Source organism: Cellulomonas sp. GbtcB1, from assembly GCF_019091725.1.
In the GTDB taxonomy this organism is placed as follows: domain Bacteria; phylum Actinomycetota; class Actinomycetes; order Actinomycetales; family Cellulomonadaceae; genus Cellulomonas.
Genome location: NZ_JAGXJG010000018.1, coordinates 21,332 through 42,325, shown reverse-complemented (window position 1 = coordinate 42,325; position 20,994 = coordinate 21,332). Strand labels below are relative to the sequence as shown.

23 protein-coding genes are annotated in these 20,994 nt (G+C 73.4%); all 23 read right to left on the bottom strand.

The features are described from left to right. Window positions 1-8 precede the first annotated feature (8 nt). Window positions 9-272: a DNA-directed RNA polymerase subunit omega gene (gene rpoZ, locus KVT14_RS08795; protein ID WP_147793607.1), complete on the bottom strand. Its 264-nt coding sequence runs from the start codon at window positions 270-272 to the stop codon at window positions 9-11. Between the two features lie 37 nt (window positions 273-309). Continuing rightward, the gene (gmk, locus tag KVT14_RS08790) at window positions 310-885 is read right to left on the bottom strand and encodes a guanylate kinase (RefSeq protein WP_166937672.1); all 576 of its coding nucleotides are present in this window, start codon (window positions 883-885) and stop codon (window positions 310-312) included. A 58-nt stretch (window positions 886-943) separates the two neighbouring features. After that, complete coding sequence (mihF, locus tag KVT14_RS08785) at window positions 944-1,255, bottom strand: integration host factor, actinobacterial type (RefSeq protein ID WP_166937670.1); 312 nt, start codon at window positions 1,253-1,255, stop codon at window positions 944-946. A gap of 209 nt (window positions 1,256-1,464) precedes the next feature. Further along, window positions 1,465-2,301 (bottom strand): orotidine-5'-phosphate decarboxylase, encoded by an 837-nt coding sequence (pyrF, locus tag KVT14_RS08780; protein WP_217615332.1) that lies wholly within the window; start codon window positions 2,299-2,301, stop codon window positions 1,465-1,467. 29 nt (window positions 2,302-2,330) lie between these two features. Then, a complete protein-coding gene (gene carB / locus KVT14_RS08775; RefSeq protein ID WP_217615308.1) occupies window positions 2,331-5,687 on the bottom strand; it encodes a carbamoyl-phosphate synthase large subunit in 3,357 nt (1,118 codons plus the stop codon). Further along, window positions 5,687-6,913, bottom strand: a complete 1,227-nt coding sequence (gene carA, locus KVT14_RS08770) for a glutamine-hydrolyzing carbamoyl-phosphate synthase small subunit (protein WP_217615307.1) — start codon at window positions 6,911-6,913, stop codon at window positions 5,687-5,689. The genes carB and carA overlap by 1 nt, the downstream gene beginning before the upstream one ends. Beyond that, entirely contained in the window at window positions 6,910-7,434 is a 525-nt protein-coding gene (locus KVT14_RS08765; protein WP_308160980.1) for a hypothetical protein, read from the bottom strand. Before KVT14_RS08765 ends, carA begins: the two co-directional genes overlap by 4 nt. Window positions 7,435-7,451: 17 nt before the next feature. Continuing rightward, on the bottom strand, window positions 7,452-8,804 hold the full coding sequence (locus KVT14_RS08760; RefSeq protein WP_217615306.1) for a dihydroorotase: 1,353 nt from the start codon (window positions 8,802-8,804) through the stop codon (window positions 7,452-7,454). Continuing rightward, on the bottom strand, window positions 8,801-9,862 hold the full coding sequence (locus tag KVT14_RS08755; RefSeq protein WP_217615305.1) for an aspartate carbamoyltransferase catalytic subunit: 1,062 nt from the start codon (window positions 9,860-9,862) through the stop codon (window positions 8,801-8,803). Before KVT14_RS08755 ends, KVT14_RS08760 begins: the two co-directional genes overlap by 4 nt. Further along, window positions 9,859-10,464, bottom strand: a complete 606-nt coding sequence (pyrR, locus tag KVT14_RS08750) for a bifunctional pyr operon transcriptional regulator/uracil phosphoribosyltransferase PyrR (RefSeq protein WP_217615304.1) — start codon at window positions 10,462-10,464, stop codon at window positions 9,859-9,861. The genes KVT14_RS08755 and pyrR overlap by 4 nt, the downstream gene beginning before the upstream one ends. Window positions 10,465-10,659: 195 nt before the next feature. Beyond that, on the bottom strand, window positions 10,660-11,601 hold the full coding sequence (locus KVT14_RS08745) for a hypothetical protein (protein ID WP_217615303.1): 942 nt from the start codon (window positions 11,599-11,601) through the stop codon (window positions 10,660-10,662). A 73-nt stretch (window positions 11,602-11,674) separates the two neighbouring features. Further along, a complete protein-coding gene (locus tag KVT14_RS08740) occupies window positions 11,675-12,307 on the bottom strand; it encodes an ABC transporter ATP-binding protein (protein WP_217615302.1) in 633 nt (210 codons plus the stop codon). Next, window positions 12,298-13,218 (bottom strand): peptidoglycan-binding protein, encoded by a 921-nt coding sequence (locus KVT14_RS22955; RefSeq protein WP_217615301.1) that lies wholly within the window; start codon window positions 13,216-13,218, stop codon window positions 12,298-12,300. Before KVT14_RS22955 ends, KVT14_RS08740 begins: the two co-directional genes overlap by 10 nt. Before the next feature lie 214 nt (window positions 13,219-13,432). Then, window positions 13,433-13,909 (bottom strand): hypothetical protein, encoded by a 477-nt coding sequence (locus KVT14_RS08730; protein WP_217615300.1) that lies wholly within the window; start codon window positions 13,907-13,909, stop codon window positions 13,433-13,435. A 40-nt stretch (window positions 13,910-13,949) separates the two neighbouring features. Continuing rightward, on the bottom strand, window positions 13,950-14,312 hold the full coding sequence (locus KVT14_RS08725) for a hypothetical protein (RefSeq protein WP_217615299.1): 363 nt from the start codon (window positions 14,310-14,312) through the stop codon (window positions 13,950-13,952). Window positions 14,313-14,496: 184 nt separating this feature from the next. After that, on the bottom strand, window positions 14,497-14,913 hold the full coding sequence (nusB, locus tag KVT14_RS08720) for a transcription antitermination factor NusB (RefSeq protein ID WP_217615298.1): 417 nt from the start codon (window positions 14,911-14,913) through the stop codon (window positions 14,497-14,499). Window position 14,914: 1 nt separating this feature from the next. Next, window positions 14,915-15,478 carry an elongation factor P gene (gene efp / locus KVT14_RS08715; protein WP_147793617.1) on the bottom strand — a complete coding sequence of 188 codons (564 nt, stop codon included), beginning with the start codon at window positions 15,476-15,478 and terminating at the stop codon, window positions 14,915-14,917. Window positions 15,479-15,658: 180 nt separating this feature from the next. After that, a complete protein-coding gene (locus tag KVT14_RS08710; RefSeq protein WP_217615297.1) occupies window positions 15,659-16,618 on the bottom strand; it encodes a GGDEF domain-containing protein in 960 nt (319 codons plus the stop codon). Between the two features lie 153 nt (window positions 16,619-16,771). Continuing rightward, window positions 16,772-17,296, bottom strand: coding sequence for a hypothetical protein (locus KVT14_RS08705; RefSeq protein ID WP_308160979.1), 525 nt, complete (start codon window positions 17,294-17,296; stop codon window positions 16,772-16,774). Further along, entirely contained in the window at window positions 17,293-17,988 is a 696-nt protein-coding gene (locus KVT14_RS08700) for a SatD family protein (protein ID WP_217615296.1), read from the bottom strand. Before KVT14_RS08700 ends, KVT14_RS08705 begins: the two co-directional genes overlap by 4 nt. 82 nt (window positions 17,989-18,070) lie before the next feature. Next, window positions 18,071-19,192: a 3-dehydroquinate synthase gene (gene aroB, locus KVT14_RS08695; protein ID WP_217615295.1), complete on the bottom strand. Its 1,122-nt coding sequence runs from the start codon at window positions 19,190-19,192 to the stop codon at window positions 18,071-18,073. Beyond that, window positions 19,189-19,770 carry a shikimate kinase gene (locus KVT14_RS08690; protein WP_217615294.1) on the bottom strand — a complete coding sequence of 194 codons (582 nt, stop codon included), beginning with the start codon at window positions 19,768-19,770 and terminating at the stop codon, window positions 19,189-19,191. Before KVT14_RS08690 ends, aroB begins: the two co-directional genes overlap by 4 nt. Next, a complete protein-coding gene (gene aroC, locus KVT14_RS08685; RefSeq protein WP_217615293.1) occupies window positions 19,767-20,957 on the bottom strand; it encodes a chorismate synthase in 1,191 nt (396 codons plus the stop codon). Before aroC ends, KVT14_RS08690 begins: the two co-directional genes overlap by 4 nt. Between the last annotated feature and the right edge of the window lie 37 nt (window positions 20,958-20,994).

Here is a 20,994-nt window from a genome sequence, read left to right as displayed (position 1 = left end):
CGGGAGGCTCAGGCCTCGTTCGGGGCGACCGTCAGCAGGCCCGCGTCGATCTCGCGCATCGCGATGGACAGCGGCTTCTCCTGCGGGCGCGTCTCCACCAGCGGGCCGACGTACTCGAGCAGGCCCTCGTTCAGCTGCGAGTAGTACGCGTTGATCTGACGCGCGCGCTTGGCCGAGTAGATGACCAGCGCGTACTTGGAGTCGGCGCGCTCGAGGAGGCGGTCGATCGGCGGGTCGGTGATGCCGATGGGCTCGGCGACGGTTCCGGACACGGTGGCTCCCGTAGTCGAAGGGGGTGGGGACTGCCGGTCAGTCTACAGCCGCGGGCAGGCCCATCAGCGCGACCAGCTCGTCCGTGGCGCGCCGGACGTCGTCGTTGACCACCACGTGGTCGAACTCGGGCTCGGCCGCCATCTCGACCTCGGCGGTCGCGAGCCGACGCGCCCGCTCCTCCTCGTCCTCCGTGCCGCGGCCGACGAGCCGGCGCACCAGCTCCTCCATCGACGGCGGGGCGAGGAACACGAACTGGGCCTCGGGCATCGTCGTCCGGACCTGTCGTGCGCCCTGCAGGTCGATCTCGAGCAGCGCGGGCTCCCCGGCGGCCAGCCGCTCCTCGACGGGCCGCCGGGGGGTGCCGTAGCGGTTCCGGCCGTGCACGACCGCCCACTCGAGGAGCTCGCCCTCGGCGACCATCCGGTCGAACTCCTCGGGCGACACGAAGTGGTAGTGCAGGCCGTCGACCTCGCCCGGCCGCGGGGACCGGGTCGTGGCCGACACGGAGAGCCAGACCTGCGGGTACCGGGCCCGGAGGTCGGCGGACACGGTGCCCTTGCCGACGGCGGTCGGTCCGGCGAGGACGGTCAGCCGGGCGCGCGGCGTCGTCATACGGTCTGGTGCTCCTGGAGTTGTGCGGCCCGGGGGCCGGCGTCTGCGGCGCCGCCGGTCACCCGAACCGGTCGACGAGCGCCTTCACCTGGTGCGGGCCGAGGCCACGCACGCGGCGCGTCTCCGAGATCCCGATCTCGGAGATGATCTGGCGTGCCTTGACCTTACCCACTCCCGGGAGGGACTCGAGCAGGGCGAGCACCTTGAGCTTGCCGATGGTCTCGTCCTTCTGGCCCTGGGCGATCACCTCGGACAGCGAGCCCTGCGAGTACTTCAGCCGGTTCTTGACCTCCGCGCGGGCCTGGCGGGCTGCGGCCGCCTTCTCGAGCGCCGCTGCGCGCTGCTCGGGGGTGAGAGTCGGAAGTGCCACGTGAGTCACCTTCTCATCACTGTCAGGAGGCAGGACATGGATCGTGCGTGATCCCCGGGGTACCCGGTGCGACGTCGCACCCGGCCCTGGGGTCCATCTCCCGAGGATGGCACGGGAAGGGCGAACCGGCACGTCCCGGCAGCGTGTCGCGTCGAAGACGCCCCGGACCCGTCGCTCGGGGCAACGGGTCCGGGGCGCGGGCGCGCGCGTCAGCGCAGGGCGGCTCCCGCCGCGTCGGCGGCCGCGCGGGCGGCGTCCCGCAGGGCGCCGACACCCGGTCCGGCGGCCAGCACGCCGCGCGAGGACGACGCGAGCACGGCCGACCGCGCGTCGCCGAACACCGCGGCGAGCTCCGCGGGACCCGCGCCCTGCGCCCCCACGCCGGGGGCCAGCAGCGGCCCGCGCACGGCGGCCAGGTCGACGCCCAGCCGTGCGGCCGCGTCGCCGACGGTGGCGCCGACGACCAGGCCGATCGAGCCCAGCGCCTCCCCCGCCGCCACGCCGCCGTCCGCGAGCTCCGCCGCGTTCGACGCCGCGGCCGAGCGGGCCACCCGGTCCGCCACGGCCACGCCGTCGGCGCCCCGCGCGTGCTGCACCTCCGGCCCCTCGGGGTTCGAGGTGAGCGCGAGCACGAACAGCCCCCGACCGGTGGCCAGCGCCAGGTCCACGGCGGGTGCGAGCGAGCCGAAGCCCAGGTACGGCGACACGGTCAGCGCGTCGCCCGCCAGCGGGGAGCCGTCCCGGAGGAACGCGTCCGCGTAGGCACCCATCGTCGAGCCGATGTCGCCGCGCTTGGCGTCGACCACGACCAGCGTCCCGGTGTCCCGGCCCGCGGCCACGACCTCCTCGAGCGCCGCGACGCCCGCGGAGCCGTGCCGCTCGAAGAACGCGGCCTGCGGCTTGACGGCCGCGACGCGGCCGCCCACCGCCTCCATGACGGTCAGCGCGAACCGGCGCACGCCCTCGGCGCTGTCCGGCAGCCCCCACGCGTCCAGCAGGGACGCGTGCGGGTCGATGCCCACGCAGAGCGGGCCGTGCTCGGTCATCGCGGCCGCGAGGCGCGCGCCGAACGGCCTCACGCGACGACCCCGGCGCCACCCGCGACCGACGCGCCCGCGGCCACGGCGGCGCGCCGGGCAGCCGTCGCCGCGTCGTGCTCCTGCAGGCTCGCCACGCCGAACGGCCCCGCCAGCGCCGCCTCGATGCCCTGCACCGCGGCGCCGAGCTGCTGCACGGTCGTGACGATCGCCTTGTCCGCCGCGGTGGTGGCCGCGCGGATCTCGTAGCCGTCGGCGCGCGCGCCCTGGCCCGAGGGGGTGTTCACGACGATGTCGACCTCGCCGGCCGAGATGAGGTCGACGATCGTCGGCTCCCCCGCCGGGCCGCGGCCGGAGGAGAACTTCCGCACGACGGTCGAGGCGATGCCGTTGCGCTTGAGCACCGCGGCCGTCCCGTCGGTCGCCAGGATCTCGAAGCCGAGCTCCTGCAGCCGCTTCACCGGGAACACGATCGAGCGCTTGTCCCGGTCGGCGACCGAGATGAACGCCCGGCCGGACGTCGGCAGGCCGCCGAACGCCGCCGACTGCGACTTGGCGAACGCCGTCGGGAAGTCGGTGTCGAAGCCCATGACCTCGCCGGTGGACCGCATCTCCGGGCCGAGCACCGTGTCGACCACGGTGCCGTCGCCGGTGCGGAACCGCTTGAACGGCAGCACGGCCTCCTTGACGGCGATCGGCGCGTCCAGGTCGATGACGCCCGCGTCGTCGGCCGGCAGCACGCCCGTGGCGCGCAGGTCCGCGATCGACTTGCCGGTCATCACCAGCGCGGCGGCCTTGGCCAGCGGGACGCCGGTCGCCTTGGACACGAACGGAACGGTGCGGGACGCGCGCGGGTTCGCCTCCAGGACGTAGAGCACGTCGGACACCAGCGCGAACTGGATGTTGAGCAGGCCGCGGACCCCGACGCCGGCCGCGATGGCCTCGGTCGACACCTTGATCCGCTGCAGCTCGGACTCCGAGAGCGACACCGGCGGCAGCACGCAGGCCGAGTCGCCGGAGTGGATGCCGGCCTCCTCGATGTGCTCCATGACGCCGCCGAGGAACAGCTCGGTGCCGTCGTACAGCGCGTCGACGTCGATCTCGATGGCGTCGTCCAGGAACCGGTCGATCAGCAGCGGGGGCAGCGCGCCGCCGCGGGCGGTGGCCTCGGCCAGCGCGCGCTCGACGTACTCGGTCAGCTGCTCGTCGGAGTAGACGATCTCCATGCCGCGGCCGCCGAGCACGTACGACGGGCGCACGAGCACCGGGTAGCCGATCCGGGCGGCGGTCTCCCGCGCGACCGGCAGCGTGGTGGCGGTGCCGAACGCCGGCGCGGGCAGGCCCGCGGCGGCGAGCACGGCGCCGAACGCGCCGCGGTCCTCGGCGGCGTCGATGGCGGCCGGCGGGGTGCCGAGGATCGGCAGGCCCGCGTCCTCCAGGCGCTGCGCGAGCGACAGCGGGGTCTGGCCGCCGAGCTGCACGATGATGCCGGCGACCGGGCCGGCCGCCTTCTCCGCCTCGTAGACCTCGAGGACGTCCTCGAAGGTCAGCGGCTCGAAGTACAGCCGGTCCGCGGTGTCGTAGTCGGTCGACACGGTCTCGGGGTTGCAGTTGACCATGACGGTCTCGAACTCGCCCTTGAGCGCCAGCGTCGCGTGCACGCACGAGTAGTCGAACTCGATGCCCTGGCCGATGCGGTTCGGGCCCGAGCCGAGGATGAGCACCGCGGGGCGCTCGCGCGGGGCGACCTCGGTCTCCTCGTCGTAGGACGAGTAGTGGTACGGCGTGCGGGCCGCGAACTCGGCGGCGCACGTGTCGACGGTCTTGTAGACCGGGCGGACGCCGAGCGCCTGCCGCACCTCGCGGGCCACGTCCTCGCTCACGCCCCGCACCGACGCGACCTGGACGTCGGACAGGCCGTGCCGCTTGGCGCGGCGCAGGACCGCGGCGGTCAGCTCCGGCGCGGCGGCGGTCTCCGCGGCGACCTCGTTGATCAGCTGCAGCTGGTCGAGGAACCACGGGTCGATGCCGGTGCGGGCGTACACCTCGTCCACGGACACGCCGGCGCGGAGCACCTGCTGCACGTCGACCAGGCGGTGCTCGGTCGGGCGGGAGATGGTCGCGACCAGGGCGTCCAGCGCCTCGCCGGTGAGCGCCTCGCCGTCCCAGTGGAACGTCGTGCCCTTGCGGTCGATGGACCGCATGGCCTTGCCGAGCGCCTCGGTGAAGTTGCGGCCGAGCGCCATGGCCTCGCCGACGGACTTCATCGTGGTGGTCAGCGTCGGGTCGGCGGCCGGGAACTTCTCGAACGCGAACCGCGGCACCTTGACGACGACGTAGTCGAGCGTGGGCTCGAAGGACGCCGGGGTGGAGCCGGTGATGTCGTTGGGGATCTCGTCCAGCGTGTAGCCGACGGCCAGGCGCGCCGCGATCTTCGCGATCGGGAAGCCGGTGGCCTTCGACGCCAGCGCCGAGGACCGGGACACCCGCGGGTTCATCTCGATGACGATGATCCGGCCGGTGTCGGGGTTCACCGCGAACTGGATGTTGCAGCCGCCCGTGTCGACGCCGACCTCGCGGATGACCGCGATGCCGATGTCCCGCAGCCGCTGGTACTCCCGGTCGGTCAGCGTGAGCGCCGGGGCGACCGTGACCGAGTCGCCGGTGTGCACGCCGACCGGGTCGACGTTCTCGATCGAGCAGACGACCACGACGTTGTCCGCCTTGTCGCGCATGAGCTCGAGCTCGTACTCCTTCCAGCCGAGGATCGACTCCTCCAGGAGCACCTCGGTGGTCGGCGAGTAGTGCAGGCCCTGGCCGACGATCCGGCGCAGGTCGGCCTCGTCGTAGGCGATGCCGGAGCCCAGGCCGCCCATGGTGAACGACGGGCGGACGACGACCGGGTAGCCGAGGTCCTCGACCGCGACCAGCGCCTCGTCGATCGTGTGGATGATCGCCGAGCGCGCGGACTCGCCGCCGCAGACCTCGACGACCTGCTTGAACTGCTCGCGGTCCTCGCCCTTCTGGATGGCGGGGATGTTGGCGCCGATCAGCTCGACGCCGTACTCCTCGAGCACGCCGGCCTCGTCCAGCGCGATCGCCGCGTTGAGCGCGGTCTGGCCGCCCAGCGTCGGCAGGATCGCGTCCGGGCGCTCCTTGGCGATGATCGAGGTGAGCACCTCGGTGGTGATCGGCTCGACGTAGGTCGCGTCGGCGAACTCCGGGTCGGTCATGATCGTGGCGGGGTTGGAGTTCACGAGGACGACCCGCAGGCCCTCCTCCTTCAGCACGCGGCAGGCCTGGGTGCCGGAGTAGTCGAACTCCGCGGCCTGGCCGATGACGATCGGGCCGGAGCCGATGACGAGGACGGAGTGGATGTCGGTGCGGCGAGGCATCAGGCGCCCTTCGGGGAGTCGGTGACGTCGGTGGCCTGGCCGGCTGCAGCGGCGCCCGCGGACGGGTCGCGCATGAGGTCCAGGAACCGGTCGAACAGGTAGGCGGCGTCGTGCGGACCCGCGGCGGCCTCGGGGTGGTACTGCACCGAGAACGCCGGCAGGTCGAGGGCGGCCAGGCCCTCGACGACGTCGTCGTTGAGGTCGACGTGCGAGACGGTCACGCGGCCGTACCGCCCGCCGTCGTGCGGGGCGACGGACACCTCGTCCAGCGGCGCGTCGACCGCGAAGCCGTGGTTGTGCGCGGTGATCTCGACGCGGCCCGTGGCGCGGTCGAGCACCGGCTGGTTCACGCCGCGGTGCCCGTAGCCGAGCTTGTAGGTGCCGTAGCCGAGCGCCCGCCCGAGCAGCTGGTTGCCGTAGCAGATGCCGAAGAACGGGATCTTGCGGTCCAGCACCTCGCGGAGCAGCTCGACCTCGTGGGTCGCGGCGGACGGGTCGCCGGGGCCGTTGGAGAAGAACACGCCGTCGGGCGCCGTGGCGAGGACGTCGTCGATGGTCGACTGCGCCGGGAGCACGTGCACCTCGATGCCGCGCTCCGCCATCCGGTTCGGGGTCATCGACTTGATGCCGAGGTCGACGGCGGCGACGCGGGCGACGGGCTCCGCGAGGGGCGCGCCGTCGGGGCCGAGGGCCCTGACCACGTAGGCGGTGTCGGTGGAGACCTCGCCGGCCAGGTCGGCGCCCGCCATCTGCGGGCGGTCCTGCACCTCGGCGACCAGGTCCTCGGCCGCGCGCCGGCGGCCGGCGGCGTCCAGCAGCGCGTCGCCGGACACGATCGCGGCGCGCATCACGCCGCGCTCGCGCAGGTGCCGGGTCAGGGCGCGGGTGTCGATGCCGGAGATGCCGACGACGCCCTGCGCCGCCAGCTCCTCGTCCAGGCTGCGGTCGCTGCGCCAGTTGGACGCGCGGCGCGCGGGGTCCCGCACGACGTAGCCGGAGACCCAGATCCGGCCCGACTCGGGGTCCTCGTCGTTGACGCCGGTGTTGCCGATGTGCGGCGCGGTCATCACGACGATCTGGCGGTGGTAGCTGGGGTCGGTCAGCGTCTCCTGGTACCCGGTCATGCCGGTGTTGAAGACGATCTCGCCCCAGGTGGTGCCGGTGGCCCCGTAGGCCTCGCCGGCGAACGTCCGCCCGTCCTCGAGGACCAGCAGTGCGTCCGTCATGAGCTCTCCTTGGACCCGCCTGCGGCGGGTGTCGATCCGATGAGTGTCTGGGTGGCCGCGCGCAGGGTGTCCGCCTCCTGGCGGTGCCGCAGGCGCAGGCCGGTGTCGAGGCCGCGGGGGTCGTCGTCCGGGCTGGGGACCCAGGTCAGCACGACCAGCCCCTCGCCGCCGACGACCTTGCCGGCCATGCCGCCGGAGGTGCCCACCGCACGCAGCGCCGCGCGCGGGACGAACACGTCCGGCGCCCCTCGTCGTCGCACCACCACGCCGTGGTCGTGGACCCGCACGGTGGCGGCCGAGCGGACGCCGAGGCCGTGCGCCCCGACGCGGTCCAGCCAGTCGCCGGCGCGGGTGGTGGAGACGTAGGTGGCGTCGAGCGGCTCGGTGCGCGCGTCGCCGAGGGCCTCGTCGGCGGGGACCGCCGGGGGCGCGGGGACCTCGCTCGGGCCGCGCCGCAGCCGGCGCCAGCCCTTCGCCATGCCGAGCAGCAGCGCCGCTCCGAGCACGACAAGGATCGTCACGGACAGCCAGGGTGGCATCAGGGCGTCACCCGCCCGGCGGCGAACCGCGGGTCGGCGGGGTCGTCCTGCGGCACGCCGTCGAGCACCGTGGCCCGGCCGCGCAGGAACGTCGCCACGACCCGGCCCGGCAGCTCCCGGCCGCGCAGCGGCGAGTTCGCCGACGCGGTGGCCTGCCGCTCGGGCTCGACCACCCGGCGCTGCTCGGGGTCGACCAGCACGAGGTTGGCCGGCTCCCCCACGGCGATCGGGCGGCCGTGGCCCTCGACCCGGCCGATCCGCGCCGGGTTGGTCGACAGCACCCGCGCCACGTCGGCCCAGGTCATCCGGCCGGTGTCGACCATCGTCTGCTGGACCACCGACAGCGCGGTCTCCAGGCCGGTCATGCCGAACGCGGCCGCCGCCCACTCGCAGTCCTTGTCCTCGCGGGTGTGCGGGGCGTGGTCCGTGGCCACGATGTCGATCGTGCCGTCGGCCAGGCCCTCCCGGACCGCGTCGACGTCGGCCTGCGTGCGCAGCGGCGGGTTCACCTTGAACACCGGGTCGTAGCCGCGGGCCTCCTCGTCCGTCAGGACCAGGTGGTGCGGGGTGACCTCGGCGGTGACGTCGATCCCCCGCGACTTGGCCCAGCGGATGATCTCCACCGAACCCGCCGTCGACAGGTGGCACACGTGCAGCCGGGACCCGACGTGCTCGGCCAGCAGCACGTCGCGGGCGATGATCGCCTCCTCCGCGACGGCGGGCCAGCCGGCGAGGCCGATCTCGGCGGAGACGACGCCCTCGTGCATCTGGGCGCCCTCGGTGAGCCGCGGCTCCTGCGCGTGCTGGGCGATCACGCCGTCGAACGCCTTCACGTACTCCAGCGCGCGGCGCATCAGCACCGGGTCGTGCACGCACTTGCCGTCGTCGCTGAACACCCGGACGCGCGCCGCGGAGTCGGCCATGGCGCCGAGCTCGGCGAGGTGCTCCCCCGCCAGGCCCACGCTGACCGCGCCGACCGGGTGCACGTCGGTCCAGCCGGCCTGGGCGCCGAGGCGCCAGACCTGCTCGACGACGCCCGCGGTGTCCTGCGTCGGCGTGGTGTTGGCCATCGCGTGCACCGCGGTGAAGCCACCGGCCGCTGCGGCGCGGGTGCCGGACGCGATCGTCTCGGCGTCCTCCCGGCCGGGCTCGCGCAGGTGGGTGTGCAGGTCGACCAGGCCGGGCAGCAGCACCATGCCGGTCGCGTCGATGACGTCGAGGTCGTCGGGCGCGTTCTCGGCCGCGTCGCCGGCCTCGGGGCCGATCGCCGCGACCAGGCCGCCGGCGACCAGGACGTCGGTGGGGTCGCCGCCGAGGATGCGGACGTCCTTGAGCAGGTACTGCGCGGTCATGCGGTGGCTCCGGCGGTGGTGGTGGGCGCGGCGGTGGCGGCGGGGGTGCTGGTCAGGGCGGGGACGGCGCCGGTCGCGGGGGCCGCGCCGGCGGTGTCGCCGTCGCCCGCGAGCAGCAGGTAGAGCACCGCCATGCGCACGGCCACGCCGTTCGCGACCTGCTCGACGATCACGGCCCGCGGGGAGTCCGCCGCGTCCGCGGAGATCTCCAGCCCGCGGTTCATCGGCCCGGGGTGCAGCACGATGCTGCGGTCCGGCAGCGTGGCGAGGCGGCGCGCGTCCAGGCCGTACAGCCGGGTGTACTCCAGCGGGCTCGGGAAGAACCCGCCGCCCGCCGTCGACATCCGCTCGCGCTGCACGCGCAGCATCATCACCGCGTCGGGGCCCTGGGCGAGGACGTCGTCCAGCCGGTAGGACACCTCGGCCGGCCAGGGGCCGACGCCGACGGGCAGCAGCGTGGGCGGGGCCACGAGCGTGACCCTGGCCCCGAGGGTGTGCAGCAGGTCGACGTTCGACCGGGCGACCCGGCTGTGCAGGACGTCGCCGACGACCGCCACGTGCAGGCCGGCGAGGTCGTGGCCGACGCCGTCGGGGTTGGTGGCGCTGCCCGTCAGGTGCCGGCGGATCGTGAACGCGTCGAGCAGCGCCTGCGTCGGGTGCTGGTGCATCCCGTCGCCGGCGTTGACCACCGCGGCCTCGGTCCAGCCGGCGTGCGCGAGCGTGTGCGGCGCGCCGCTGGCCTGGTGCCGGATGACGATCGCGTCCGCGCCCATCGCCTGCAGGGTCAGCGCGGTGTCCTTGAGCGACTCGCCCTTGGACACGCTCGACCCCTTGGCCGAGAAGTTGATGACGTCCGCGCTCAGCCGCTTGGCGGCCGTCTCGAACGAGATGCGCGTGCGGGTCGAGTCCTCGAAGAACAGGTTGACCACCGTGCGGCCGCGCAGCGTCGGCAGCTTCTTGATCTGCCGGCCCTGCGTCGCGGCCATCTGGGCGGCCGTGTCGAGGACGCGGATCGCGGCGGCGCGGTCGAGGTCGGCCGTGGACAGCAGGTGCCTCATCGGGCGCCCCCGTCCGTGCCGCTCTCGATGACGACCTCGGTGCGGCCGTCCGTCTCGGCGAGCAGCACGCGCACGCGCTCCGCCGTCGACGTCGGGAGGTTCTTGCCGACGAAGTCCGCCCGGATCGGCAGCTCGCGGTGCCCGCGGTCCACCAGGGCGGCCAGCTGCACCGCGCGCGGGCGGCCCAGGTCGTTGAGGGCGTCCAGCGCCGCGCGGATCGTGCGGCCGGAGTACAGCACGTCGTCCACCAGCACGACGACCTTGCCGTCGATGCCGCCGCCCGGGACCGTCGTGGCCCCGATGCTGCGGGTGGGGTGCTGCGCCAGGTCGTCGCGGTACATCGTGACGTCCAGGCTGCCGACCAGGTCCTCGGCGACCAGGCCGGGCTCCACGGCCGCGAGCCGCGCCGCCAGGCGGTGCGCCAGCGGGACGCCGCGGGTCGGGATGCCGAGGACGACGAGGTCGTCGCCGCCCTTGTTGCGCTCGAGGATCTCGTGGGCGATGCGCGTCAGCGCGCGGGCCACGTCCTGCTCGCCTAGTACAACTGTTGCGACTGTGTCCGCGACGCTCGAGTCGTCGGGCACGGGGGTACCGGAGGTCATCCGGGCCGCTCCTTCCCCGCCTCACGGGACGGTGTTAAAGGAATGCTCGTTCCCAGGCACCTTACACACGGCTGCCCGGGTCGGCCTTGCGCGTCCACGCCGAGGGCGGCGTGAGGCGCACCACGCGCCGTGGAACAGCGCGGCCCAGGCGCTGTTGCGCGTGTCGTCCCGAGGCGACAATCGACGGGGTGCCTCTCAGTCGTCACGTACTGCCGTCACCGGGTTGCGCAGAACGACGGGGAGTGAAACCGCGACGGAGGTGATGAACCACGCGGCCGCCCCGGCGAACGCCCACCAGAGCAGGGCCGTCGGAGCGGTGAGACGTTGCCCGAGCAGGCACGCGGACGCGCTGATGGTCGCGACGAAGAAGCCGGCCGCGACGAGCTGTTCGTACGCGACGAGGCGGGCAGCGTCGACCCGCGAGGTTCCCGACAGCCGGTAGACCGCGAGCTCCGGCGCTCGGAACCGGTTGATGAGAGCAGAGACGAGACCACCGAGCACCCCGACGGCGATGCCGAGCCATCGCTCCCCCCGCTCGACGTAGAGCGCGCCGAGGTCTGCCGCTCCCAGTCCTGGACCGGATGCCGTCAGAGCGCCACGCGCATCGAGACCCGCGATCAGGTCAGCAGCCGCCTGATCCACACGGACCAGAGGGCGCAGGACGACGACACAGTCCGAGTGCACCTGCTGAAACGCGCGGACGGGAAGGACCACAGAGCTGTTCACGTCGACGCCGCGAGGCTGCTCCTCAAGTCTGAGCGGGCGGAGCGGCCTGCCGTCGACGATGAGTGCGCCGCTCACAGCGGGCAGCCTCGGACCGACGAGCGCGTCCGCTTCCAGCAGCTGAGGGAACAGCCCTGTACTCGCTTCGATGAGCCGCTGATCGGCACCCAGCTGCGGGACCGCCACGAGCCTTCCGTCCCGGAGGATCCCTGCCCGTTCGACGCGTGGGTCGGATACCAGAGCCTCGCAGGAGCTGACTCGGATCTCGGCAGGTTCGTCGGCATCCACCGAGTGGACGGTCAGCACGTAGTGACCGCCGGACGTCCGGTCGTCGAGGGCGCTCGAGAACCGCTGGCTCTCGAGCTGAGCGTAGGCGCAGAGCAGGAGTGCCGCACATGTCGCAAGCCACGGCACCGCACGCAGGCGACTACCCCGGGAAGCGCAGTTGCGGCGCGCTTCCCGGCACAGCGCCCCGCTCGCCCACTTCTCACCTCTCACGGGTGTGCGCTCTCAAGTCGTAGATCAGTGGCGACACTTCCATCACGAGTGGATCGTGCGTCGCGACGACCACCGTCGCCCTGCCTTGCAGTCCCCGGATAGTCCGGACGACGTCAGCGGTGTTCTCTGCGTCGAGATGTGACGTCGGCTCGTCCGCGAATACAAGGGGTCTGCCGGTGGCGAGCGCTCTCGCGAGAGCGACGCGCTGGCGTTCACCGCCCGACAGCCGGCCGCACGGCTCTTCGGCATGAGCGCCCAGTCCGACCTCGTGCAGCCAGCGACGCGCGATCCGCCTCGACTCGGCCGGACGCAGCCCGCGGCTCAGGGCCGAGATGGCGACGTTGTCCAGGGTTGTCCTGGCTGCGAGACAGCCGATTCCCTGCGGCACCCACGCCACGTCGTCGGGCTGGGGCGCCACCGGTTCCTGGCCGGCCGCTCGAAACGTGACGGTCCCCGCCTGCACCGGCCTGAAGCCGGCGAGGGCCGCGAGGAGCGTGGACTTCCCACTGCCGGACGGCCCGATCAGCACCGCGATCTGACCGGAGGGCACGACGAGATCGAGATGCTGGACGAGCGCGCGCCCGGGAAACGAGATCTCGACGTCGTGAGCTTCTACTCGCATGCGTCGCGCACTCTCGCCGGCAGGCGGTACGGGTCGCCGACCACCTCCGCCCCGATCAGCTGCTCGGGGACGAGTGTCGTCCCGACTTCTCCCACCGCTGCGGGCGCGTCCGGAAGGACATGCGCTCGGGGCTCGGCGCCAGCCTTCTCAGGTGCGACGAACACGCACACCGCTCCGGACCGCGCTCCGAAGAGGGCACGTGTCGGCACCGTTCCCCGTGCTCGCGCCTGGGTGAGCCGCAGCTCGCCACCGACGTAGGAGGACGCACCTTCGTCCGTGGGCGCCAGGACCCCGAGGTTGACCAGGTCGGTCACGAAACGATCCACCAGTTCCACCTCGGCCGCAGCGACCGGCAGTGCGGCCAGGTCGAGGGAAGCGGCCCCTGCGACCAGTGTGACTGCGGAGTTGCGCAGTGCCGCGAGCGAGTCACCGTCGAGAGCCGCCTGGACGTCGACCGACGATGCCGGGCTCACGAGCCCAACCAACGACTCCCCGACCGCGACGTGCTCGCCTACCCCTTTCACGAGCTCACGGACCACTGTCGCGTCCGGGGACACGTAGGCGACCGAGGTCGAGCGGAACACACCGTCGACCGCCACCCCGAGTTCTCGCTGGTGAGCCCGCACAGCTCGTTCGAGCGATCGCCCGAAGCTATCGGACGCGTGCTCGCGCTCCAGCATGCCGAGCTCCACCAGGAACTCACTCACCGCCTCCACGTCCGGGCCGCGGTCGCCTCGCGTGAGGTCCCGGTACGGCACGACCTCGGATCGGAACGCGACGAGGGGCACGCCGTCGATCGCGGCGATCACCTTGCCGTTCTCGACGGCATCCCCGACGTCGAGTCCGCGCCAGGTCAGTCTCCCGTCGATCGGAGCGCGCACGGCGAAGTCCGGTGCCCGGTCGATCTTCACGACGACCGCTCTCGCCCCGTCGTCCAGACGTGAGCCGACCGCGACCGTCTCAGGCCCCGGCTCGAGAACTGCGTGTCGTTCGCCCTGAGCGGCTGCTGCCGCGAACCCCCATAGCGCCGCGGCGCCTGTGATCCAGAGGGCGACCACGGGTGCCCATGCGCGCAGGTGGTCCGCCACAGGTCCCGGTCGCCGCTTTCGCGCTTCCCCGTGGTCCTCAGTCAATCAGGCACCTCTCCGGAGAGATGCCCGCTGCGGCTCGCTGCTCCTCCATTCCGGCAAGCGTGTCTGCCGGGTTCACACCACTTTCAGCGAGGCACCGGCGGAGCATGTCCGCCCATTCCGATCCATCCTCGTTGGCGATCTGCCAGGCAGCGTCCAGCGGCGCGAACTCGCGGATGTAGCAGCGCTCGTCGACACCCGAGGACACGGCCGACTCGGGGACGGAATAGTCGATCATCGGCGGATCGGCGTCGTGCACGATCGGGCGGTGCCCTTCCGCTTCGAGACAGGAGGCGTAGCGCTGGAACCCTGCGAGGTAAGAGTCGTAGTCCACCTCTGATTCCATGGCTTGACGCAGCTCACTGCTCTCTTCGACGGCCACGTGGACGGAGCCCCCGAGATCTTGGTCCGGGTGAGGTCGAGGTGACGACGTCGCGCATGACGCGACCAGCGTCGCCGCCAGCACGAGCACGGGAGCTGCAGACGCATGCCTCGCCTGCGGACCTGCACCGTCAGCTGTTGTAGTTCTTCGCGGACGAGTAGGCGGCAGCAGGGTTCGCGACACCGTGGTTCCCTCCGATCACGATGTTGCCGGGGTGGTTCCTCAGTGCCGTGCTGGAGGAATAGGTCCACCCCGTGTAGTACAGCGGAGACGTCTGGTACGTCCGGTACATCAAACGAACCTTGGACTCACCGCACACGCCGGCATTGGTGGTGAACCCTCCCGCACCGGAACTGCTGAATCCGGTGGAGGTGTCGTAGTGCGTGCATTTCGTGTTGACAGTACCGAGCGCGAGAGCCGGAGCCGAGAAGAGAACAGATCCGGAGAGTGCCAGCATAGTAGCAAGAAGTCCGGACGCGACCTTCGACCTCATTTTGATCACCTTTCACCGGGAAGCGCCAGCGTCGCCGCTCCTGAGAATGAGCAAACCACGCCTGAGGGCCGCCGTCAACACTCATCGACGTAGCGGACAGCGGGCACATTCCAAGCAAACGGTGCAAATGATCACAAAGCAGCAAAGCCCCCACCCCGAGGGGTGAGGGCTTCGGTGCGGCGGGTCAGGCCAGCAGGGTCGGCTTCAGGTCGACCAGGCGGCCCAGGAGGCCGTTGACGAAGCCCGGGGACTCGTCGGTCGAAAGGCTGCGGGCCAGCTCGACCGCCTCGTCCACGGCGACCGCGTCGGGCACGTCGTCGTTGAACAGGATCTCCCACGTGCCGATCCGCAGGAGCTCGCGGTCGACCGCGGGCATCCGCTCGATCGTCCAGCCGTGCGAGTGGGTCGCGATGACCTCGTCGATCCGGGCGCGCTGCGCCTGCACGCCCTCGACCAGCTCCACCGAGTACTGCGGCAGGGCCGCCTCGGTGCCGGGCTGCGCGATGCGGTCCGCGAGCACGGTCAGCGGGTCGAGCCGGCGCTGCTCCGCCTCGAAGAGGACGTCGAGGGCCCGCTTGCGGGCCTTGTTGCGAGCTCCCACCTCAGTCGTTCACGCGACCCAGGTAGCTGCCGTCGCGGGTGTCGACCTTGACCTTGGTGTCCGACTCCAGGAACAGCGGGACCTGGATCTGGTAGCCGGTCTCCAGCGTCGCGGGCTTGGTGCCGGCCGAGGAGCGGTCGCCCTGCAGGCCGGGCTCGGTGTACGTGACCATGAGGGTCACCGACGGCGGGAGCTCGACGTACAGCGGCACGCCGTCGTTCGTCGCGACCATCGCGCTGGTGCTCTCGAGCATGAAGTTCGCGGCGTCGCCGACCGTCGCGGCCGGGACGGTGATCTGGTCGTAGGTGTCCGTGTCCATGAACACGAAGTCCTCGCCGTCCTTGTACAGGTACTGCATGTCGCGCTTGTCGACGTTCGCCGTCTCGACCTTGGTGCCGGCGTTGAACGTGCGGTCGACGACCTTGCCCGAGAGGACGTTCTTCAGCTTGGTGCGGACGAACGCGCCGCCCTTGCCGGGCTTCACGTGCTGGAACTCGATGACCGTCCAGAGCTGGCCGTCGATCCTCAGCACGGTGCCGTTCTTCAGGTCGTTCGTCGTCGCCACGTGTCGCTGCTTCCTGTTCTGGGTGCGTCTGCCGGGGCCGCCACGCGCTCCCGCGGGTCGCGGGCGGGGCTGGGCCGCCGACCATCCTAGCGCGCGGGACCGCCCGGCAACCGCGCGGCTCCGGCGCGCGGTGCACCGGGTCCTCCGCGGGCGTCGCCCGGCCGAGCCGCGCGCCCGGCGTCAGAGGTTCCCGGCGAGCGTCCGGCGCGCGTCCTTCGCGGCGAACAGGTCGGCGTCGGCACGGTCGAGCAGGCTGCGCACGCCGTCCTCGGGCCGGAGCGTCGCGACGCCCGCGCTCGACGACAGCGCCTGCCCGCTCGCCGCCGACGATGCCCAGCGCCGGGCCTCGGCCTCGCCGACCCCCGGGAGCACCGCGAGGAACTCGTCCCCGCCGACGCGCCCGAGGATCGCCCGGGGCGGGAGGGCCCCGCGCCACGCCGCGGACAGGGCCGCCATGAGGTCGTCGGCGCCGAGGTGGCCGTGCCGGGCGTTCACCACCTTGAAGTCGTCGATGTCGAACGCCACCACGCTCAGCGGTGCGCCGCTCCGCAGGGCGCGCGGGACCAGGTCGGCCACGCGCTCGTAGAACGCGCCGCGGTTCAGCGCCCCGGTGAGGTGGTCGGTGCGGGCCTGGCGCCGCAGCCGCTCGGACTGCTGCGCCATCAGCCAGCACGACAGCAGCGCCATCGTGCTCGCGGCCACCACGATCACCGGGTGCACGGAGGCGGGCGCGAACGTCGCGGACAGCGCGATCGCGGCGACCACGAACCCGGCGACCACCGCCGCGCGCCGCCGCTCGAGGGCGTAGGCCGCGAACTGCCCCGCGACGACGAACCCGAGCGCGAACACCACGACGCCCTGCGCGGTGTGGCAGGAGGTCACGAGGACCGCGGACACGACGACACCCACGATCACCACCGCCTGTGTGCTGCGCTGGTGCACGGGCAGCGCGAGCAGGAGGCCACACAGGACGACGTCGACGGCCGACACCACGAGCCACCACTGGGCCGGCGAGAACGGGTCGGCGGGCCAGATGCCGCCGAGCGCCGTGACGACCGCCATGACGAACAGGCCGATCGCCAGGTGGTCGCGCGCGGCGACGTCACGGTCCTCCCCCGGCCGCTCCTGGTCACCGCGCATGCGTGCCCCATCGGGAAGCGCTGCCCGTGACTGGACCGCTGGATCGGGTGAAGACGGGTGCACAGGGCGCGGTGACTCCCGCGTGTCGCCGGCGCGGCGGGCCCGGAGGAGCGCCGCGTCAGGAGGGGCGGCGTGTCAGGAGGACGCGGCGCGTCAGCGCGTCAGCAGCCAGCGGCCGAGCACCCCGATGCCCGCCGCCCACACGAGCGACGCCAGCGTGCCGATCACGAACCGCTCCGACACCGCCGGGTCGTCGCCCGCGCGCAGCTCCGGGTACCGGCCGAGGCCCTTGACCGCGACGACGACCGCGACCCCGCCGGGCTCGCCCGCCAGCAGCGTGCCCGTGATCGCCAGGCGCTCCAGCACCCCGATCCAGGTGCCGCCGCGCAGCTTCGCGCGGGCGCGGTCGCTGTCGGGCCCGTCGCCGAGCGCGCGGGCGTTCGCGTCGCCGTCCGCGCCCGGGTTGACCCGACCCTTGCGGTAGTCGCGCGGGTGGTCGTTGACCGGACCCGCCGCGGGACCCGGCCCGTCCGCCGCGACTGTCGGCCGCGCGGCACCGGGCGAGCGCCGCCCGCCCCGGTCCGCCAACCGCAGCACGCCCGCCGCGGCGACCCAGCCGAGGCCGACGCTGACCGCCAGCGCGCCCACGACCAGCACGGTCCCCCACAGCGTCGTCACGCGCGCTCCTCCGGGTCGTCGGCGACGGGGTCGTGCGCCCCGTCGGCGGACCCATCGTGGCCGGACCCGCCCGCGAGCCGCAGCAGGCGCGCCGCCGCGGGCCGGGCCGCGACCTCCTCGGCCCACAGCGCGGCCCGCAGCCGGGCGCTCACCGCCTGCTGGCTGATGCCGAGCGCGGCGGCGACGTCCTCCTGCCGGGCCGGCGGCTCCCCCGCCCCGCGCGCGACGAGGTCGACAACCGACCACCCCGCGGCGGTGCGCCGCGCGACGACGGAGCCCAGGAGCGTCAGCACGCCCTCCGCCTCGGCCGCGAGGTCCGGGTCCGGGCCGCGCACGGCCAGCGGCACGGCGCGCAGCCGCGACTTCGCCGCCTCGACGGCCTCGCGCGCGTGGATGAACGCGGTGCCGGACCCGGCGCGGGACGACGTCGGGAGCGGGGTGTCCACGACGCCCGCGCCGATGCCGACGCTCCACCCGCCGGTGCGCACCAGGTGCAGGGCCAGCGCGACGACGAGGTCGGCGTCGGCGAGGACCGCCTGGACCTCGTCGCCGACCGTGCGCTCGAACGGCAGCACGACCGCCCCGGGCGCCGCGTCGACGAGCGGCGAGGCATCGGCCAGCCCGGCGAGCAGCGCCTCGACGCGGTCACCGACCCGTCGGCTGCCCTCCTGGTCCACCGTCAGGGTCCACATGGGTCCAGGCTAGGACCTGGTACGGCCCGGTACAACCTCTGGGGGTTGTACTGGAAGCAACAAGCCTGAGGGGTTGTAGCAGTTACCCCAGCGAGATGCCCCGCACGGGGGCGACGCCCTCGGAGATCTCCGCGTAGGCGGCCACCAGCAGCGACGGGTCGGGCCCCTCCAGCCGGGACGGCCGCGCCACGTCGTCGAGCACCACGAACCGCAGCAGGTCGCCGCGGGTCTTCTTGTCCCGGCGCATGGCGGCGTGCAGCTGGTCCCACCGGTCCCCGCGGTACGCCGTCGGCAGGCCGAGACCCGTGAGGATCGACCGGTGCCGGGCGACGACCGCCTCGTCCAGCCGGCCCGCGAGCCGCGCCAGCTCGGCGGCGTACACCATGCCGACCGACACGGCCGCGCCGTGCCGCCAGGAGTACCGCTCGACGTGCTCGATCGCGTGGCCCAGCGTGTGTCCGTAGTTGAGGATCTCGCGCAGGCCGGCCTCCTTGAGGTCCTCCCCCACGACGCGGGCCTTCACGGCGACCGACCGCTCGACCAGCTCCGCGAGGACCTCGGACGACGCCGCGCGCTCCGGGTCGGTGATCTCGGGCCCGTGCGCCTCGACGAGCTCGAGGATCCGCGGGTCGGCGATGAAGCCGCACTTCACCACCTCGCCCAGCCCGGCGACGTAGTCGTGCTTCGGCATGCTCGCCAGCGCCGCGAGGTCGCACAGCACGCCGGCCGGCGGGTAGAACGTGCCGACCAGGTTCTTGCCCTCGACCGTGTTGATCCCGGTCTTGCCGCCGACGGCCGCGTCGACCATCGCCAGCAGCGTCGTCGGGACGTGCACGACCTTGACGCCGCGCAGCCACGTCGACGCGACGAAGCCCGCCAGGTCGGTGGTCGCCCCGCCGCCCAGACCGATCACCGCGTCGCTGCGCGTGAAGTCGGCCTGCCCGAGCACCTGCCAGCAGAACGACGCGACCTGCGCCGACTTGGCCGGCTCGGCGTCCGGCACCTCGGCGAGCAGCGCCTCGTAGCCCTGCGCCGTCAGGTCCTCGCGCACCGCGTCGGCGGTCGCCGCCAGCGCCGTCGGGTGGATGACCAGCACCTTGCGCACGCCGTCGCCCAGCAGCCGAGGCAGCTCGCCCAGCAGGTTGCGCCCGATCACCACCTCGTACGGCTGGTCGCCCGTGACCTGCACCGTGCGCGTGCTCATGCCCCGCTCCCGTCCTCGCCCGTCGCGCCGTCGTCCCCGGGCTCGCCCGCCCGCAGGTCGGCCAGCGCCGCCTCGATCCGCTCCGCCACGGCCGCCGGCGTGATGCCGTCCGTGGACACGACCACGGTCGCGACCGCCTCGTACACCGGCCGCCGCTCCGTCATCAGCGCCTGCCACTTCGCCCGGGGGTTGCCGAGCAGCAGCGGGCGCGACTGGTTGAACCCGACGCGCGGCGCCGCGTGCCGCAGGCTGACGTCGAGGAACACCACCACGCCGCCGGCCTCCCGGTAGGCCGCCAGCGCCTCCTGGGTCGCCGGGTGCAGCACCGCGCCGCCGCCGAGCGCCAGCACGCCGTCGTGCTCGCCCAGCGCGACCCGGACCGCCTCGTGCTCGAGCTCGCGGAACCGCGGCTCGCCGTCCTCGACGAAGATGTCCGTCACCGGCTTGCCGGCGACCGCCTCGACGTCGCTGTCGGTGTCCCGCTCCGCGAGCTGCCAGCGGCCGGCCAGCGCGTGCGCGACCGTCGACTTGCCCGACCCGGGCGGGCCGACCAGGACGACCCGCGGGCGGGCGGTCATCGCAGCAGGTCGGGGACGGACGTGACGTACGCGTCGAGGTTCCGGCGCACCTCACCCACCGAGTCGCCGCCGGTCTTCTCCAGCAGCGCGTCGGCGACGACGAGCGCCACCATCGCCTCCGCCACGACCGCCGCCGGCGGCACCGCGCACACGTCGGAGCGCTGGTGCTGCGCCTTCGCGGGCTCGGCGCTCGACGTGTCGACCGTGTCCAGCGCGCGCGGCACGGTGGAGATCGGCTTCATCGCCGCGCGCACGCGCAGGATCTCGCCGTTCGTCATGCCGCCCTCGAGGCCGCCCGCGCGGTTGCTGCGCCGGCGGATGACGCCGTCGGCGTCCCGCTCCATCTCGTCGTGCGCCTGCGAGCCGCGCCGGGTCGCGGTGCGGAAGCCGTCGCCGACCTCGACGCCCTTGATCGCCTGGATGCCCATCAGCGCGCCCGCGAGGCGGGCGTCCAGCCGCCGGTCCGCGTGCACGTACGAGCCGAGCCCGGACGGCAGGCCGTAGACCAGCACCTCGACGACGCCGCCGAGCGTGTCGCCGTCCTTGTGGCACTCGTCGATCTCCGCGACCATCGCCGCCGAGGTCGGCGCGTCGAAGCAGCGCACCGGGTCGGCGTCCAGCGCCGCCACGTCGTCCGGGGTCGGCAGGGCGGCGCCGTCCGGGGTCGCGACCGGGCCGATGCCGACCACGTGCGACACGAGCCGGATGCCGGCGGCCTGCTCGAGGAACCGCGCCGCGACCGTGCCGAGCGCCACGCGGGCGGCGGTCTCCCGCGCCGAGGCGCGCTCCAGCACCGGGCGGGCGTCGTCGAACGCGTACTTCCGCATGCCGACCAGGTCGGCGTGCCCGGGGCGGGGGCGCGTGAGCGGCGCGTTGCGCGCGCGGTTCAGCTTCTCGGGGTCGTCCACCGGGTCGGACGACATGACGTCCACCCACTTCGGCCACTCGGTGTTGCCGATCTCGATCGCGACCGGGCCGCCCTGCGACTCGCCCAGCCGCACGCCGCCGAGGATCCGGACCTCGTCCTGCTCGAACTTCATGCGCGCGCCGCGGCCGTAGCCGAGCCGGCGCCGCGCCAGGGCGTCGCGGATGTGGGCCGACTCGACCTGCACACCCGCGGGCAGGCCCTCGAGGACGCCCACCAGGGCGGGGCCGTGCGACTCACCGGACGTCAACCAACGGAGCATGGACGGGATCTTCCCACGTCGCCGGGACACGACCGCG

Coding starts and splice junctions, on each gene's coding strand:
- gmk (WP_166937672.1), bottom strand. CDS start 885: ATGACGACGCCGCGCGCCCGGCTGACCGTCCTCGCCGGACCGACCGCC.
- pyrF (WP_217615332.1), bottom strand. CDS start 2,301: ATGACCGAGCACGGCCCGCTCTGCGTGGGCATCGACCCGCACGCGTCC.
- carB (WP_217615308.1), bottom strand. CDS start 5,687: ATGCCTCGCCGCACCGACATCCACTCCGTCCTCGTCATCGGCTCCGGC.
- carA (WP_217615307.1), bottom strand. CDS start 6,913: ATGACGGACGCACTGCTGGTCCTCGAGGACGGGCGGACGTTCGCCGGC.
- KVT14_RS08760 (WP_217615306.1), bottom strand. CDS start 8,804: ATGACCGCGCAGTACCTGCTCAAGGACGTCCGCATCCTCGGCGGCGAC.
- KVT14_RS08755 (WP_217615305.1), bottom strand. CDS start 9,862: ATGAGGCACCTGCTGTCCACGGCCGACCTCGACCGCGCCGCCGCGATC.
- pyrR (WP_217615304.1), bottom strand. CDS start 10,464: ATGACCTCCGGTACCCCCGTGCCCGACGACTCGAGCGTCGCGGACACA.
- KVT14_RS08740 (WP_217615302.1), bottom strand. CDS start 12,307: ATGCGAGTAGAAGCTCACGACGTCGAGATCTCGTTTCCCGGGCGCGCG.
- KVT14_RS08725 (WP_217615299.1), bottom strand. CDS start 14,312: ATGAGGTCGAAGGTCGCGTCCGGACTTCTTGCTACTATGCTGGCACTC.
- KVT14_RS08710 (WP_217615297.1), bottom strand. CDS start 16,618: ATGCGCGGTGACCAGGAGCGGCCGGGGGAGGACCGTGACGTCGCCGCG.
- KVT14_RS08700 (WP_217615296.1), bottom strand. CDS start 17,988: ATGTGGACCCTGACGGTGGACCAGGAGGGCAGCCGACGGGTCGGTGAC.
- aroB (WP_217615295.1), bottom strand. CDS start 19,192: ATGAGCACGCGCACGGTGCAGGTCACGGGCGACCAGCCGTACGAGGTG.
- KVT14_RS08690 (WP_217615294.1), bottom strand. CDS start 19,770: ATGACCGCCCGCCCGCGGGTCGTCCTGGTCGGCCCGCCCGGGTCGGGC.
- aroC (WP_217615293.1), bottom strand. CDS start 20,957: ATGCTCCGTTGGTTGACGTCCGGTGAGTCGCACGGCCCCGCCCTGGTG.